This window comes from Actinomadura alba (genome assembly GCF_014323705.1).
Lineage (GTDB): Bacteria > Actinomycetota > Actinomycetes > Streptosporangiales > Streptosporangiaceae > Actinomadura_C > Actinomadura_C alba.
This window is the reverse complement of the sequence record NZ_JABVEC010000019.1, coordinates 66,498-81,028: the sequence shown is the minus strand read 5'-3', so window position 1 is coordinate 81,028 and position 14,531 is coordinate 66,498. Positions and strand designations below refer to the sequence as shown.

16 protein-coding genes are annotated in these 14,531 nt (G+C 69.8%); 10 read left to right on the top strand and 6 right to left on the bottom strand.

The window, feature by feature from the left end; all coding sequences use genetic code 11:
* The first annotated feature begins 44 nt into the window (after positions 1–44).
* Positions 45–563, top strand: a complete 519-nt coding sequence (locus HKK74_RS23875) for a hypothetical protein (RefSeq protein WP_187245559.1) — start codon at positions 45–47, stop codon at positions 561–563.
* Between the two features lie 83 nt (positions 564–646).
* Here HKK74_RS23875 and HKK74_RS23870 read toward each other — a convergent pair whose 3' ends face one another.
* On the bottom strand, positions 647–1,030 hold the full coding sequence (locus HKK74_RS23870; protein ID WP_187245653.1) for a hypothetical protein: 384 nt from the start codon (positions 1,028–1,030) through the stop codon (positions 647–649).
* A 178-nt stretch (positions 1,031–1,208) separates the two neighbouring features.
* Here HKK74_RS23870 and HKK74_RS23865 point away from each other — a divergent pair, with 178 nt between their 5' ends.
* The 3 genes from HKK74_RS23865 to HKK74_RS23855 are packed head-to-tail and all read left to right on the top strand — an operon-like array spanning position 1,209 to position 2,602.
* Positions 1,209–1,619 (top strand): hypothetical protein, encoded by a 411-nt coding sequence (locus HKK74_RS23865; protein ID WP_222722651.1) that lies wholly within the window; start codon positions 1,209–1,211, stop codon positions 1,617–1,619.
* Positions 1,612–2,205: a 3'-5' exonuclease gene (locus HKK74_RS23860; RefSeq protein ID WP_187245558.1), complete on the top strand. Its 594-nt coding sequence runs from the start codon at positions 1,612–1,614 to the stop codon at positions 2,203–2,205. The genes HKK74_RS23865 and HKK74_RS23860 overlap by 8 nt, the downstream gene beginning before the upstream one ends.
* Positions 2,183–2,602 carry an Lsr2 family DNA-binding protein gene (locus HKK74_RS23855; RefSeq protein WP_187245557.1) on the top strand — a complete coding sequence of 140 codons (420 nt, stop codon included), beginning with the start codon at positions 2,183–2,185 and terminating at the stop codon, positions 2,600–2,602. Before HKK74_RS23860 ends, HKK74_RS23855 begins: the two co-directional genes overlap by 23 nt.
* A gap of 631 nt (positions 2,603–3,233) precedes the next feature.
* Here HKK74_RS23855 and HKK74_RS23850 read toward each other — a convergent pair.
* Positions 3,234–3,659, bottom strand: a complete 426-nt coding sequence (locus HKK74_RS23850) for an HIT family protein (protein WP_187245556.1) — start codon at positions 3,657–3,659, stop codon at positions 3,234–3,236.
* 161 nt (positions 3,660–3,820) lie between these two features.
* On the opposite strand from HKK74_RS23850, the gene HKK74_RS39230 reads away from it, so the two are divergent.
* Positions 3,821–4,099 (top strand): DUF6247 family protein, encoded by a 279-nt coding sequence (locus HKK74_RS39230; protein ID WP_222722670.1) that lies wholly within the window; start codon positions 3,821–3,823, stop codon positions 4,097–4,099.
* A 489-nt stretch (positions 4,100–4,588) separates the two neighbouring features.
* Here HKK74_RS39230 and HKK74_RS23840 read toward each other — a convergent pair whose 3' ends face one another.
* Positions 4,589–5,461 (bottom strand): alpha/beta fold hydrolase, encoded by an 873-nt coding sequence (locus HKK74_RS23840; protein ID WP_187245554.1) that lies wholly within the window; start codon positions 5,459–5,461, stop codon positions 4,589–4,591.
* 217 nt (positions 5,462–5,678) lie between these two features.
* On the opposite strand from HKK74_RS23840, the gene HKK74_RS23835 reads away from it, so the two are divergent.
* Together HKK74_RS23835 and HKK74_RS23830 are read left to right on the top strand one after the other, a co-directional pair.
* Positions 5,679–6,326, top strand: a complete 648-nt coding sequence (locus HKK74_RS23835; RefSeq protein WP_246491917.1) for a TetR/AcrR family transcriptional regulator — start codon at positions 5,679–5,681, stop codon at positions 6,324–6,326.
* A gap of 109 nt (positions 6,327–6,435) precedes the next feature.
* Complete coding sequence (locus HKK74_RS23830; RefSeq protein ID WP_187245553.1) at positions 6,436–6,912, top strand: hypothetical protein; 477 nt, start codon at positions 6,436–6,438, stop codon at positions 6,910–6,912.
* A 24-nt stretch (positions 6,913–6,936) separates the two neighbouring features.
* On the opposite strand, the gene solA is transcribed toward HKK74_RS23830, so the two are convergent.
* Positions 6,937–8,025, bottom strand: a complete 1,089-nt coding sequence (gene solA, locus HKK74_RS23825) for an N-methyl-L-tryptophan oxidase (RefSeq protein ID WP_187245552.1) — start codon at positions 8,023–8,025, stop codon at positions 6,937–6,939.
* A gap of 96 nt (positions 8,026–8,121) precedes the next feature.
* Positions 8,122–9,351 carry an MFS transporter gene (locus tag HKK74_RS23820; protein WP_187245551.1) on the bottom strand — a complete coding sequence of 410 codons (1,230 nt, stop codon included), beginning with the start codon at positions 9,349–9,351 and terminating at the stop codon, positions 8,122–8,124.
* 46 nt (positions 9,352–9,397) lie between these two features.
* Here HKK74_RS23820 and pdxR point away from each other — a divergent pair, with 46 nt between their 5' ends.
* Positions 9,398–10,810 carry a MocR-like pyridoxine biosynthesis transcription factor PdxR gene (pdxR, locus tag HKK74_RS23815; RefSeq protein ID WP_187245550.1) on the top strand — a complete coding sequence of 471 codons (1,413 nt, stop codon included), beginning with the start codon at positions 9,398–9,400 and terminating at the stop codon, positions 10,808–10,810.
* A gap of 170 nt (positions 10,811–10,980) precedes the next feature.
* A complete protein-coding gene (locus tag HKK74_RS23810) occupies positions 10,981–11,646 on the top strand; it encodes a response regulator (RefSeq protein ID WP_312881704.1) in 666 nt (221 codons plus the stop codon).
* Between the two features lie 68 nt (positions 11,647–11,714).
* Here the strand turns inward: HKK74_RS23810 and HKK74_RS23805 are convergent, their stop codons facing one another.
* Positions 11,715–13,034 carry a sensor histidine kinase gene (locus HKK74_RS23805; protein WP_312881703.1) on the bottom strand — a complete coding sequence of 440 codons (1,320 nt, stop codon included), beginning with the start codon at positions 13,032–13,034 and terminating at the stop codon, positions 11,715–11,717.
* 145 nt (positions 13,035–13,179) lie between these two features.
* Between HKK74_RS23805 and HKK74_RS23800 the strand changes: the two genes are divergently transcribed.
* On the top strand, positions 13,180–14,430 hold the full coding sequence (locus tag HKK74_RS23800; protein ID WP_222722650.1) for a serine hydrolase domain-containing protein: 1,251 nt from the start codon (positions 13,180–13,182) through the stop codon (positions 14,428–14,430).
* Positions 14,431–14,531 lie beyond the last annotated feature (101 nt).

The window sequence follows — 14,531 nt, the reverse complement described above, 5'->3', positions numbered from 1 at the left end:
TCCGCGCCCCAGCGGGCAGACCGGAGATCTCTACGGTTGGAATCGTGGAACACGACCTCGACTATCGAGACCAGGTTTTCATCAACTTCCGGGACTTCTTCGGGCTCTCGCCGGATCACGCCTACCGCTGGGTCGATCTCAAGCAGTTCTGCCTTCCCTCAACCATCTGGAGCGATGCGCAGCTTTTGGGCGCCTTGATCAGGCATGACCAGTTCCGGGATGACTACGCCGGGGGCGGGGTTGACCCGACTGGAATGCGACATGGCCCCTACTGGCTGGATCGCATCACCGTCAATGCATATGAACCACTCGATGAGGCGACCGCGCTGAACATCTTGCACGTCTGGGTCAGTCAGTACGGCGAGTTGCCCCAGACGTTGGAGCTGACCTTGGAGCGAGACGTTCATGCGCTTGTGCGGGCCGCCACAAGCCGATACCGCCTCAAGGTGCTTGGCGAAGACTCGCTGCACGACTGGGGCGGCGTGCACGGTGAGTTCCACGAACTGGCGTTGATTGACCGCGATACCCACAGCTTGGCTCTGATCGTCGCTGCCGACGACTGACAGCGCCTCTAACGATCGTCCCGTCCCCGGGAAGCGATCATCTTTCAGCCCCATAGTCCCAGGCGAGACCTACTCGTGAACTCCTAGGACGGGCCGTGGTTGCGGGTGGCACGGTAGTCGCCGTATTCGGAGCCGACGACTCCCTGATTGACCCAGCGGTCGGGGGCGGCGCCGAGCCGGTGTTCGGCAAGGTCGAGTGCTTCCTCCGGGCTGGCAGCGGTGCCGGTGATCTTTCCCCAGGTCTCCTCGTCCGGGTTGAGCGGCGGGAACTCCGACACGTCCCAGAAGGTGTCGGTGCCCACGTCTACGACCTCGCTCAGATAGAGAATGATCTGACCCTTGGCGGGGCTGAGCGCGGCCCATCGGATGATGTGTTCCTTGCCTTGGTCGAACCCGCCGAGGAACTGCTCGATCTCCTTGCCTCGGCGCAATGCTGCATGGGCGAAGGACGGGGTCAGATGCCGCACCTCAGCGTCTCCGTTCGTCGGGCAGGCGACCTGCATCGATACGGTCAGCGAGATAGATCATGACACCTTCGGGGTCCATCCCGAACGCGGCCGCGACCAGATCGCGGAGTACTACCGGGCCAACGGTTTGCCCGAGCCTTACGAGGAGACGGCACGGCAGAAGATCGTGCCGGAGACCTTGGAGCAGCGCATCCTCGCGGCCTTCTCATCATCCGCGCCGTTGTTCCGCAAGACCTCGTGTGGCGTGGCATACGCCCATGGTCTGCCCGACTACAACGGCCACTACGGCATCCGTGAATTGTGTGACATCTGCCCGCTGAGCCAGCTTGAGCTGTGCGCCAGCGCTCACCGTGTACCGTCCGCCGACCGGGTACGGAAGGTCGCCGCCAACTTGCACGAGGCTCGTGGTCTGGTGGTCGCGGACATCACCGAGCACGCGACCGTGGTGTCCGGGCTGGAGACGGAACAGCCGCGGTACTACCTGCAACACGCGCTCGGCTTCCAGGTTCACGACGTGCGTCATCCGCACCGTGAGCGGCGGCATGGTCGGGCCGACATCGGATGGAAGGACGGCACGTTAGGTGACTGAATGGACGAGCCTTCGGTACGCGGTGGTGGACGTCGAAGGCAACGGACACCAGCCGCCCGACTTGGTCGAGTTGGCCGCGGTGCCCATTGTCGGCGGCATCATCGGACAGCCGGCGAGCTGGCTGGTTCGGCCCGATCAACCCATCAAGCACTTCGCCACTCGCATCCACGGCTTGACCAACAAGGACGTGGCCGACGCGCCTGTGTTCGCCGACATCGAGGACGAGGTGCTGAGCGCGTTGGCTGCGGACGCCATCGTCGCCCACAACGCGCACGTTGACCTTGGTGTTCTTCGGCGCAAGCTCGGTGACTGGACCACGCCCGAAGTGTTCGACACGCTCAAGCTCGCCCGTCGTCTCCTGTCTGATCAGGACAGCTACAAGCTCGGCGCGTTGGTCGAGGTGTTCAAGCTGGCTGAGGGTTTGCCGGATGCCCTCACGCCTCACCGCTCCACCTACGACGCCATGGTCACCGCCCGCCTCTTCGTACGGCTGGCCACGCTGCCCGACACCCGCCCGCTCAGCCTGGAAGAGCTGCGCGACCAACCCACAAGGAACGGCGAGGATGAAACTGCGACCCTTTTCTGATCACCCGCGCGGCGTGTTCATCACGATCGACGGACCGAGCGGGGCCGGGAAGTCCACCATCGTTCACCACCTGGCCCAACAGCTCGTGGCCGAAGGCGAAGACGTTCACGTCACGGTCGTGGCCGAGGTCTCGTCGACATGGCTGACCTGGCTTGGCCTCGATATAGTCCATCTCATGTCCGATCCCTACGAGCAAGAAGAATGGGAAAGCGATGCTGAATACGCCCGCGGCATCGCTATTCGTGAACATATTGCAAGGCTCCGGGCTTGGGCTGCTGAGAATGGAATCAAGGTGCGGCCAAGTGGGCGCATTCCGTTCTCGGTTCAGCAGCAGTACACAGAAGCGACCGGCGATGACCTCGCGGCAATCCTGGAGCAGATCCCCAAGGAAAGCTGAACGACCTGTGGGGTGGGCTCCAGGCGATCGGTCAGTAGTGTTGCCATGTACTGCTGAATTCAGCTGTTTGAGATCAAGAACGGCGGCGCGCCGCGCCCATCGCGCTGGCCGGCGTCACTCTGGCCGTCGCCGTCGGGTCCGCGCCGCCGCCTCACTCTTGCGCGCCATCACAGATACGCGTCCTTTGCACCGTGCGCACGGCACCCAGACTCGGGGGTGCTCGGGAGAGGAGTACAGGCCGCCGCTGCCAAGCCCCATGTGATCCATGCGCCCGCCCGAGCCGGAACACCCGTTGCACGCTATGCGGAGTGGCTCGTTCAGCTTCGTCTTCTTGCGTTTCTTCTTGGTGCGCTTCTTAGCCACCAGGCGAGCATCCCGCTGGCTCCCAACACCATGCAAGAACTCAATCAGATCCGTGGTCACAGGGACTCGCCGCCGCCCCGCTTCCGGGCCTCACGTGGTCGAGGTTCGAACATGCCTCCGGCGGGGCACTCAGGCTCCGAGATGGCCGATCAAGCCCCGCCCGTCAAGTGTCAATGGCCATCAGACCTCCGCGCGTTACGACATCGCCGCTCGCTGCCCTGCTCCACCGACAGTCACCCGGTCAGCCACCACGCGTCATGACGGTTGCTCACGTCAAGGCACGCTGGAGTTGTGCGGCAAGCCGGGCCCTGAGTTCTCGGGGTGCGGGGGTATCGTCCGGATTCGGAATCACGAAGCCGTCTCCAGCCCAGCGTGGGATGACATGAACGTGAAGGTGCCGCAACACCTGATCGGGCGCATCGTTGTTGTTCAGCACGGTCGTCCCCAAGGCGCCGAAGGCCATCGGAGCGGCACTGGTGAGGCGAGTCACCACGCCGAACACCTCCGCCAGCACGGATGCGTCCACCGCGTGCAAGGCGGTCACATGCTCGATGGGGCAGACGATGACCTGACCAGGACTCGAGAGCCGCTGCTTCAAGGAGGGCACGACGAAGACCCGTTCGGTCCGAAGCACGATCAGATCCTGGTCCGCGTTCCCAGCGCCGATCTCACAGAAAGGGCAGCCATCGGTCATACCGGAAGAATCCCAGAATCCCAGAATCACACAATGGTGCACGGCTGGGCGTCCCCGGCTCTGCCCAGCCATCCGTACGGCGATCCGTGCGGGCGCGAATCCAAGGTACTCGTCTACTGGCAGGGTTAGATTTGGCCGCATGACGGCCCAGCCCGCAGGGCCTGCCAGGCCACACGACCCCGGCGACGATCCGGGCCGCGATCTTCGACGCGCTCCCGCCGTCGCATCGGGAGGAGTTTCGAGCCGAATACGACGACGCATTGGACGCCGCCCACGACCTCGCACGGTTCAAGCAGGTACAGACCCTGCTGCGGCAGTGGCGTTCGCGTGCGATCGCTTACGCCCGGCCTGGGTACGAGGTGGCCATCCAGGACGCGCTCCAGGGACGTGAGGACGCCTTCGTGCGGTGCATCCCGCCGGAGTGGGAAGGCCGGGTGTGACCTACAAATTCGACGGTTTCCATGGGCGTGCGCTGTATGAATTGAACGGACTGCCCAGAGACGTCCGCGATGGCCCCCGAACTTGACTGGGCGGGAAGATAAGGCTTCCGCCTTCACCACAGACAACCGGTACGGGCGTGCCCTGGGCTTCCCGGAGCCGGAGTGCCCCCGCCGGAGGTTGCCCGATTGCTTCTTGCCCGACATCTTGGCTCGGTGTACGCCGTCGCGCTGAGGTTGTCCGCGATCTCATGGTGCCTCTCGTCGGTGGCGTGCAAGTGGGTGACGCTGTGCGGGCACGGCGCAAGTGGGTGGTCACCACATGCCGTGGGAATGCGCGTCGCTGTGCAGGCGAGACGCGGCAGGGGGCGGGACGCGAATGCATCCCGCCCCCTGCCACGACCGGGCTCGACGACGTGCCGACCGCGCCGGGTCGACTGGGACATCCGTCTTACCGGGCGCGCCGCCGAGGCCTCGTCAAGGTCGTGGTGTTCACGCCGCCAGGAACTTGAGGATCCGCTCGTTGACCTCGGCGGGCTTCTCCACGAACGGGAAGTGGCCCACGCCTTCCAGGAGGACGCCGTCCGAGCCCGCGGGCAGCGCGTCAACGATGTCGGCGAGGATCGCCTCGTCGACCACGGGGTCTTCGCTGCCGTGCAGGTAGAGGGTCGGCTGTGTGGGAAGCGAGGCCAGTACGGCTCCCATCTCCCACTGGTCGGTTCCGAACGTCGCGGGGTGGAAGTTGTCGCGGTAGAGCCCGAGGCCCGAATGCAGGTTGGCCGGCGCCCGCAGGCTGTCCTTCCCCGCCTGTCGGTCCGGAGTGGAGTCGAAGCCCGGGACGGACCCGCTCCAGTGCTGCCAGAGCCAGTCGAGATAGGCGAAGTCGTTCACGGGCACGATCTGATCCGCTATGCCCATCTGGAAGAAGTAGAAGTGGCTGTTCTTGTGGATCTGTACGGGATCTGTGGCCTTGCGCTCGTAGAACCGCACCGGCGGGACGTCGGCCACCACGACCTTCGACCAGCGTTCAGGTGCGTGGGCCGCGGCACCCCAGGTGGCGAAGCCGCCCCAGTCGTGCCCGACGATCACCGCGTTCGCGTCGCCGCCCAACACCTCGTGCAGGCTGTTGGCGTCGGCGATCAGGTCGGCGACACGCATGCTGCCGTCCGGCGGGACCTGGGTCGGGGCGAAACCCCGCATGGACGGGGCGACGGCCCGGTAACCCGCCTCGGCGAGAACGGGCATCAGGTGCCGGTACATGCTCGGGGCCTCCGGGAAACCGTGCAGCAACAACGCCAGCGGCCCCTCGCCCTCCTCCAGATATGCGAAGTCGATCCCGTTGGCGGTGACGCGCTTTTGTCTCATGCTCTTGCTCCTCGACTGTCATTGCGAACACGTGGCCAAAGCCGAGGCCGCCCGCCGCCTTGGTGGTCGGCGAACGCTCCGGAACGGGTCCCGGCGGCCGTGTGATTCCCCTACTGGGCTGAACGCCGCGACCAGACCAGGCACGCGTCTGGAACGAACGTTCTACCCAGAGATTAGCACGCGTTGGAACGAACGCTCCAACCAGTACTGTGGTGAGATGAAGGACATGACTCGGCACGCCGCTCCACCGGCCCGTCCGCACGCCGCCGTCGGCACCCGAGAGCGGATCGTCCGGACGACCTCACGACTGATGCAGCGGCAGGGCTATGAGGGAACCGGAATCAAGCAGATCTCCCGGGAAGCCGACGTCGCGCTCAGCTCCGTCTACCACTTCTTCCCTGGCGGCAAGCAAGAGCTGGCGACTGAGGCGGTCCGCCATGCCGACCGGGAGTTCGCCGACATCCTGCACGAAGCGCTGGCCGGCGAGGACGACCCGGCCGAGGCGATCATTGCCTGCACCGGCACGCTCGGCGTGCACCTGCGCGGCTCCGACTGGTTCGACGGCTGCCCGATCACGGCCACCGCCCTCGAGACCGCCGGGCGCGCCCCCGACATCCAGCAGGCCGTCGCCGAGGCCTTCGAACACTGGCGAGGCATCGTCGCGGACAAGCTCCGCCAGAGCGACATCGACCAGGACGACGTCCTCGAGCTCGCGCACACCGTGATCAACACTCTCGAGGGCGCGGAACTCGCCGCGCAGGTATCCAGAAGCGACGAGCCGCTCAGGATCGCCGGCCGACACCTCGCCCGACTGATCAACTCCTACAGACGGACGGAGACCGCAGACGCGACCACGCACGGGTGATGCTGCGTACGTCGGTGGTCGGGGTCCAGTGGTCACGGGTGACAAACGCCGATGTGCGCACTTACGTTAATCCTGTTCCGTGGTGATGGCCTGAAGGGTGTGAGGGACCATGCACGGAGAGGCGACCGGGCGAATGCCGTACGAGCCGGGGACCCGGTGGCTGGTCGCGGCGGTGCTCGTGTCGGCCGCCGTGGCTCTGGCGCTGCTGTTCCTGCCGTTGAGCGAGAGTGCCGGCGGCAGTTCGCAAAGCGGTCCGGTGCCGGCGAGTTCGGCCTCCGCCGAGCCCGGCCCGGTTACGGTGACGACCGTCCGTACGGAGCGCCGCAACCTGGTCCAGCAGGAGGGCTGGGCGGTCGCGATGGTGGTGTCGGTCCCGGTGGTGGTCTGCGCGCTTCCGCTCCTGATGACAGGCGCGGTACGGCGCTGGGCCGCTGCGGCGGCGACCACGTTGCTCTGGCTGTTCGTGCTGGCCGGTGCCGCGTCGATCGGACTGTTCCTGTTGCCCAGCGCGATCCTCATGACGGTGGCCGCCGTACGGCTCCGCCGCCTGGGCCGGGTCACGGACCCGGCCGTGATCAACCAGTGATGATGCCGGCGGCCCGAGCGGGGATCAGCTCTCTGGCCTCCGGTGCGCGGCGAGGGTGAAGCGTTCGTCGATCGGCGGCAGGCCGTCGGCGAGGTCGGCGGCGGCCTCGCCGATGAGCGGGGTGAACTTGGCGCCGTGTCCTGAGCACGGCGAGCAGACGACGATCGGGCCGTGCCGGTCGAGGATGAAGTCCTCGTTCGGCGTCGACGTGTAGAGGCAGGTCAGCTCGTCTCTCGGAGCCGGGTCGAGGCCGGGCAGCCATCGGCGTACGAACGACGTCACCCGCTCGCGCGCGGCCGGATCCACGATCCCGTCGCGCTCCTCGGCCGTCGTCACCCCGCCGCCGCCGTGCTCGGCGACCTTGACCAGGGGACCCTCGGGCAGGCCGTACACCGCGCCTTCGTCTTCGCGGATGAAGGTCGGCCAGGCGCCGGGTTCGCGCGGGGCGAAGAAGAACGCCTGCTGCTGCGAGACGGTGAGCTGAGGCAGTTCCACCAGACCGGCCAGCAGGTGTTCGGTCCATGCCCCGGCCGCCACCACGACCGTACGCGCGTCCCATGTCCCCCGGGCGGTGCGCACGCGAACGCCGTCGTCGTACGGTTCCAGCGCGTCCACGCGGGTGCCGTACGAGAGGTCCGCGCCCGCGGAGGCGGCCAGCCGGGTCATGGCGGCCATCGCCCTCTCGGGGTCGACGACTCCGGCCTCGGGATGGAAGAGCACCGGTCCCTCGAAGGCCATCCCCGGCCAGCGGTGGGCGGCGGCATCCGGCGGGATCAGCTCGAACGGCACGCCGGCGTCGGCGAGCAGCCCGGCCATCAGCTCGGGTTCCCCGTTCGCGCCGTGGTCCACCCCGCCGATGCGGTCCAGCAGGCTTTCCCCGCTCTCCTCCTCCAGCCGGTTCCACAGCCTGCCCGCCCGGCCGGTGAGCTCGACGTAGAGCGCGTCGGGATAGGCGCGGCGGAAGATACGGGACCTGCCGTGCGAGCTGCCCCTGCGGTGACCCGGTTGGAAGGCCTCGAAGGCGGCGACGGTACGGCCGCGGCGGGACAGCGCCCACACGGCGGCCGATCCGGCCAGTCCCAGACCCACCACCGCCACGTCGACCCGCGTCATGTGTCCTCCCGCTGCTGACAACCGTCTCGACGGTAGCGCGGCGCAGCCGACCGGTCATGAGCGAGGGGGTCGGTCGGTAGTGAGGCCGGGCTTTCCTCAGGGCGTGACGAGCGCGCGTGCTGCTCTCCGCTGGTCCCGCCATGCGGGGAGGAGAGCGGCGCACAGTACAAGGGCGACGAGGGCGAACCCGGCCGGGTAGCCGACCGGCCCGGCCAGCAGCCCGAAGCCGACCGCGCCGACGCCCATCCCGGCGTCGTAGGCGAGGTTCCACAGCGCGCTCACCCGGCCGAAGTCGGCCTCGCGAACCCGCTCGAACATGACGGCCAAGGTCACGTTCTGGGCCACGCCGAACCCGATCCCGAACAACCCCATGCCCGCGATCACCGCTACCGGGCTGTCCACCCGGACCAGTGCCGCCGTGCCGAGCGCCGCGGAGACCACGGCGGGCACCAGCAGCCGGGTGGAGCCATGCCGGTCGGCGTACCAGCCCGCGAGCCAGCGGGCGAGCGGAGTCGCGCACGACTGCGCGAGCAGCGCCACCGCCGCCAGCCGCCCTGACCCGTCCGACACCGCCAGCGGGAGGAAGGTCAGCAGTACACCGGCGGCCAGCGTGACCGCGGCGAACACGAACGCCGGCCCGGCCAGCCCGTCGATGCGCAGGGCGCCGAGGACGCCGCCAGGGTACCCGGCCGGTCCGGACCGGCCGGGCAGGCCCGGTACGGCGGCGAGCGCGAGCAGCGACAACGCGGCCGCGGCGACGAGAACGGGCCGGTGGCCGAATTCAGCATGCACCCACAGGCCCAGCGGCAGGCACGCGATGGACGGGACGCCGACCGCCACGCCGTACAGTCCCAGCCCCTCGCTGCGGCGTTCGGCCGGCACGAGTTCGGCGATCAGGGCCGCACCGGCCACCACCACGATCCCGAGCCCCGCGCCGCGCAGCAGGCAGACGGCCAGCACCGAGGGCAAGGAGAGCGATGCGATGAGCAAGAGGGCGGGCGCCCCGAGCAGGAAGAGGCCGAGCGCGATGACCGCGCGGTATCCGTACCTGCCCATGAGGCGGGGCACCGCGAACTCCGTCAGCACGGTCCCGAGCATCAGGGCCCCGGTGGCGAGCCCGGCGCCCACGCCGCCGGCCCCGCCATTGGCGGTCAGCAGGGGGACGACCGGCAGCAGCAGGTAGAAACTCCCGAGTGAGCCGATCGAGGCGAGCAACAGCAGGATCATCGGACGGCTCAGGATCGGCCGGCGACCACCATCGGTCGTGGGGCGAACGCCGACGCGGGCCGCCGAAGCGGTCCGGTCGAGGTTTCTCTCGTGCTCCATGATCAGACCGTAGGGCGGAACCGGTTCAGCGGTAAGGTCCAGTTTTGTGTCGATACAGTGGACCGGTTCAGGTCCGGAGCTGTTGCTCCACATCGATCGGGATCGTCCAGAACCGCTCCGCGACCAGCTCGAGAACGCGCTGCGCGCCGCCATCCGGGCCGGCCGGCCGGGCACCGGCGAACGGCTCCCCTCCTCACGCAGCCTCGCCCGGGACCTCGGCATCTCCCGTGGTCTCGTGACCGAGTGCTACGCGCAGCTGCAGGCGGAGGGCTACCTCGTCGCACGCCCCGGAGCGGCCACCCGGGTGGCGGGCGCCGCGCAGGCGGCGACGGCCGGGCCGTCGCGGCCCGAGGCCACCACGGTCGTCCGGGTCGACTTCCGGCCGGGCCGGCCCGATCTGTCGAGCTTTCCCCGCGAGGACTGGAGCCGTGCCCTGCGCCGGGCCTGCCGCGACGTGCCCGTCGAGCTGCTCGGGTACGGCGACCCGTACGGTGACGCGGCGCTGCGTGAGGTGCTGGCGGCGTATCTCCGGCGGGTCCGCGCCGCCGCCGCGGACGACGCCCACACGATCATCTGCGCGGGCTACGCGCAGGGCCTGGAACTCGTCCTGCGGGCGCTGGCCGCCGAGGGTGTGCGCACGGTGGCCGTGGAGGACCCCGGTGACCCCGACCAGCGCGCCATCGCCGCGGCGCTGGGCCTCGACATCGTGGCCGTGCCCGTCGACGAGCGCGGCATCGATGTCGGCGCGCTGGCGGCGACCGGTGCGCGAGCCGTGGTTCTCACGCCCGCGCACCAGTCGCCGACGGGCGTGGTGCTGGCGCCCGACCGGCGGCAGGCTCTCATCGCCTGGTCCGTCGCGCACGACGCGACGGTCGTCGAGGACGACTACGACGCCGAGTTCAGGTACGACCGCGAGCCGGTCGGCGCCCTCCATGGACTCGCACCCGACCGGGTGGCGCTCATCGGCTCGGTCAGCAAGTCACTGGCACCGGGCCTTCGGCTCGGCTGGATCCTCTGCCCGCCCCGCCTCTCGGCCGCCGTCGCCCATCACAAGGAGTTCGCCGACCGCGGTTCACCGATCATCGATCAGCTCGCGCTCGCCGACCTGCTGCGGTCCGGCCGCTACGACCGCCACCTGCGCCATATGCGCCTGCGTTACGCCGCGCGGCGTACGGCCCTGGTCGAAGCGCTCCGGCGGCACGCGCCGGCGGTCGAGCTGCGCGGTCTGGCCGCGGGCTTCCACACCGTCGCCCTGCTTCCCGTCGGTACGGACGAACGCGCGGTCGTCGAGGAGGCCCGCCGCCGGTCCGTCGGGTTGTACGGGATGGGCTCTTACCGCGTCGACCGGCATCCGGCCGAGCCGGAGCCCGCGCGGCTCGTCCTGGGGTACGGCAACCTGACCGCCGACGCGATCCAGGACGGGATCGGCACCATCGCCGACCTGCTGCGCGGCGGCTGAACGATCAGGAGACGGCCTGGACTGCTCCCGGACACGGAACGCTTCCGCGAGGATGATCGGGTGCGGTCAGTACGGACGCTTCCGCGAAGATGATCGGTCTGCGGCCGGTACCGGCTCGGTGGCCGCGCCACGTGACGGCGGCCGGTTCGACGGCTCAGCAGGGAGATCGGGTGCGTGCGGAGGACTCTGTGCGGGTCGTGCTCGCCGAGGACGGTGTGCTGCTGCGGGAGGGGCTGGCCGGGCTGCTCGAACGGTTCGGCCATCGCGTCGTGGCGGCGGTGGGCGACGCCGAAGCGCTGATGGCGGCCGTCGAGGAGCACGAGCCGGATCTGGTGATCACCGATGTCAGGATGCCGCCGAGCTTCACCGACGAGGGACTGCGGGCGGCGGTGACACTGCGGTCGAGGCACCCCCGCCTCGCCGTGCTGGCGCTCAGCCAGTACGTGGAGCGGACCTATGCCGCCGAGTTGCTCGAGCCGGACGGCGCCGCCGGCGTCGGCTACCTCCTCAAGGATCGGATCGGGGACGTCGCCGAGTTCCTCGGGGCGTTGCGGCAGGTGGCCGGCGGTGCCACGGTCATCGATCCCGAGGTGGTCCGTCAGCTGCTGCGAGATCGGGCGGATCCGCTCCGGCGCCTGACCGCAAGGGAACGCGAGGTGCTCGCGCTCATGGCCGAGGGCCGGTCCAACGCCGCGATCGCCCGGGAGCTCGTGGTCACCGAGGCCGCGGTGAGCAAGCACATCGCCAACCTGCTGGCCAAGCTGGATCTGCCGCCGAGTGAGGACCACAACCGCCGGGTCATGGCGATCCTCGCCTACCTGCGCGGCTCACGATGAACGGCACCGCCGGGCACGGGCGCCTCCGGGCACCGGTACCGGGCGGAGCACGGCCCGGCCGTGGACAGTCATGCCGCCCCGGTCGTCATGCCGTACGGACCATCCGCGCCCGGGGCGCAGGGGATGGCGAGGCCGACGACGGTCGGCCCGCCGCGCGGGCTCGACACCGTCAGCGTCCCGTTCACGACGGCCAACCGGTCGGCGAGGCCCTCCAGCCCTCCGCCGGCGCGCACGGCCGCTCCGCCGACACCGTCGTCCTCGACCTCGAGGGTGAGGACGACGTCGTCGCTCAGCCGGCCGCTGATCCGTACATGGGCGGCGTGCGAGTGCTTGACGACATTGGTGAGCGCCTCACTGACCGCGAAATAGGCGGCGTGCTCGACGTCGTCGGGCAGCCGTCCGGGCAGGCGAACCTCGACCTCGGCCGGCACCGCCGACCGGCGGGCCAGCTCGGTGAGAGCGGGCGGCAGGCCGCGATCGGTGAGGAGCTGCGGATGGACCCCGTTGACGATCTCGCGCAGCTCGACGAGCGCGCGCTTGGCGTCCTCGTGCGCGCCGGCCAGCAGGGCCGCGAGGTCGTCGCCGGCGTCGCGCAGCTCCACCCGGACGATCCCCAGCTTCATCGTGAGCGAGACGAGCCGCTGCTGTGCGCCGTCGTGCAGGTCACGCTCGATCCGGCGGCGCTCGGCGGCGAACGCGTTCACCAGCCGCTCGCGTGACCGGGAGACCTCGGCGACCTGCGCGCCGAGCTCCTCCTCGCGAGAGCCGAGCAGCGTCCGTGCGATCACCGCGTGCCCCGCCGCGACGAACGTCACCAGGTAGGCGCCGGCGACGGCGACCAGCGACGCCAGGAGCAGCGCGACGGCCGTCGCCCGCGGGCCGGTCGCCGAGAACACCAGCAGCGTCGCCTCGGTCTCCGGATTGATCAGCGCGGCACCGGCCGCGAAGAGCAGCCCGCCGATCAGCACCAGAACGCCGCCCGCGACGAGTAGGTCGATCGGCCACAGGCCGGCCGACAGCAGCAGCGTGTAGGCCAGCTCGCGCCAGGTCGCCGGTTCGCTCAGCCTGGTGCGCATCCAGCCGAGCGGTCCCGGGCCGGCCGGCGTGCGATGTGCTCCCGTCACGGGGACCGGATCGATGAGCCGCAACCGGGACCGTTCCACGGTGGCGACCGGAACACCGATCACGGCCAGGCCCGCCAGCAGCGCGAGACCGACGACCATGAGGGCGAGCGCGATGCCGAACAACGCGAGGGCGGCCACCGCCACCATGCACGCCGAACCCAGCATCGACCCGCTGAGCAGGTAGGCCAGTGAGCGCCACGGCCATTCGGAGCCGAGGAACCGGAGCGGACTGCCCGCCATCGCCCGCCACGGTGTGCTGGGCACGGATGCCACGGTGACGAAGCTACCGGAGCCCGCACCGCCTCGGCACTAGTGCTGGCACTAGTACCGAGACGGGATCTGCCGCCAGTGACCGCGACCGCTCCGCCGCGATCTCCTTTTCGGCATGGAGAGATCAGGTGAGGCGCCCATGACGCGGCGTGGACGGCGAACGGGCAGGCGGACCGTGCCGAGAGCCGGGTCGGTTCTGGCACTGGCCGCCGCGACCACCGTCACCGCCGCCGCGATCGCCGTCACCCCGGCCGGTGCCGCCACGACCACCGTCACCGGCGCCGCCGTCACCGGGGAGAGCACCCGGCCGGTCGGCGGGCGACCGGCGCACGGTTGTGGTGACCGCCGGGCGGTCCAGCGGGCCCTGGACACCCTGACCGGGACGTACGGGCTGGCCGGCGCGGCCGTGGAGGTGGCCGGGCCGGGATGTGGTCGCTGGACCTCGGCGAGCGGAGTGGCCGATGTGCGAACCGGCCGCCCGATGTCCGCCGGGCAGCGGGTGCGGATCGGCAGCACCACCAAGACCTTCACGGCGACCGTGGTGCTTCAGCTCGCCGCCGAGGGGCTGGTCGAGCTCGACGCTCCGGTGGAGCGTTACCTCCCCGGCCTGATCCGGGGAAACGGTCACGACGGCCGGGCGATCACTGTCCGGGGGCTTCTGCGGCACACCAGCGGCCTGCCCGATCACGTCTCCGCGCTCGACTGGACCCGGCTCGACACGTTCCGGTTCCGCCGCTTCGAGCCGCGCGAGCAGGTCGCGGTGGCACTCGCCCTGCCGCGCCCGGGCTCCGCGTGGAACTACTCGACGACCAACTACGTCATCGCCGGGATGCTCATCGAAAAGGTCACCGGACACGGGGTGACCGAGGAGGTCACCCGCCGGATCATCCGGCCGCTGGGCCTGCGCGGCACCTACTGGCCCGGCGGCTCCACCCGCATCCGCGGCCCCCATCCGCGTGGCTACACGCTGGTGACGGAGGCGGGCGGCGACACCCGCCGGACCGACGTCACCGAGTTCGACATGTCGTACGGCGGTGCCGGGGGCGCGCTGGTGTCCACGCTCGCCGACGAGAACCGGTTCTTCGCCGCGCTGCTCGGCGGCCGGCTGCTGCCACCGGTCCGGCTCGCGCAGATGGTCCGCACGGTGCCCGCCGATCCGGAGCGGACCTGGCCGGGCGCCCGTTACGGCCTCGGCCTGTTCTCCACCCCGCTGAGATGCGGCGGCCGGTACTGGGGCCACGGCGGCACCGTGCCCGGATACGACACGGCAGGCGGGATCACCGCCGACGGCAGGCGGGTGCAGCTCGTCCTCAACCAGAACATCGACTCGGCGGAAGCCCACCGGACCATGCTCGACGCCGTCCAGGCCGCCCTGTGCGGCGGGCGCTGATCGCCGGGCCCTTCGCCCGCGCGGGAGGCCGGAACACCACCGGGGAAGCGCGGCCGGATCACGCAAGACGCAACGACCCAAGACGCAACGACCGAGAGGCG

Excerpts from the sequence above, each read along its gene's own strand:
- HKK74_RS23850 (WP_187245556.1), bottom strand. The coding sequence starts at position 3,659 with ATGACCGATGGCTGCCCTTTCTGTGAGATCGGCGCTGGGAACGCGGAC.
- HKK74_RS23820 (WP_187245551.1), bottom strand. The coding sequence starts at position 9,351 with ATGGAGCACGAGAGAAACCTCGACCGGACCGCTTCGGCGGCCCGCGTC.
- HKK74_RS23800 (WP_222722650.1), top strand. The coding sequence starts at position 13,180 with ATGACGCGGCGTGGACGGCGAACGGGCAGGCGGACCGTGCCGAGAGCC.
- HKK74_RS23840 (WP_187245554.1), bottom strand. The coding sequence starts at position 5,461 with ATGAGACAAAAGCGCGTCACCGCCAACGGGATCGACTTCGCATATCTG.
- HKK74_RS23855 (WP_187245557.1), top strand. The coding sequence starts at position 2,183 with ATGAAACTGCGACCCTTTTCTGATCACCCGCGCGGCGTGTTCATCACG.
- HKK74_RS23835 (WP_246491917.1), top strand. The coding sequence starts at position 5,679 with ATGAAGGACATGACTCGGCACGCCGCTCCACCGGCCCGTCCGCACGCC.
- HKK74_RS23830 (WP_187245553.1), top strand. The coding sequence starts at position 6,436 with ATGCACGGAGAGGCGACCGGGCGAATGCCGTACGAGCCGGGGACCCGG.
- solA (WP_187245552.1), bottom strand. The coding sequence starts at position 8,025 with ATGACGCGGGTCGACGTGGCGGTGGTGGGTCTGGGACTGGCCGGATCG.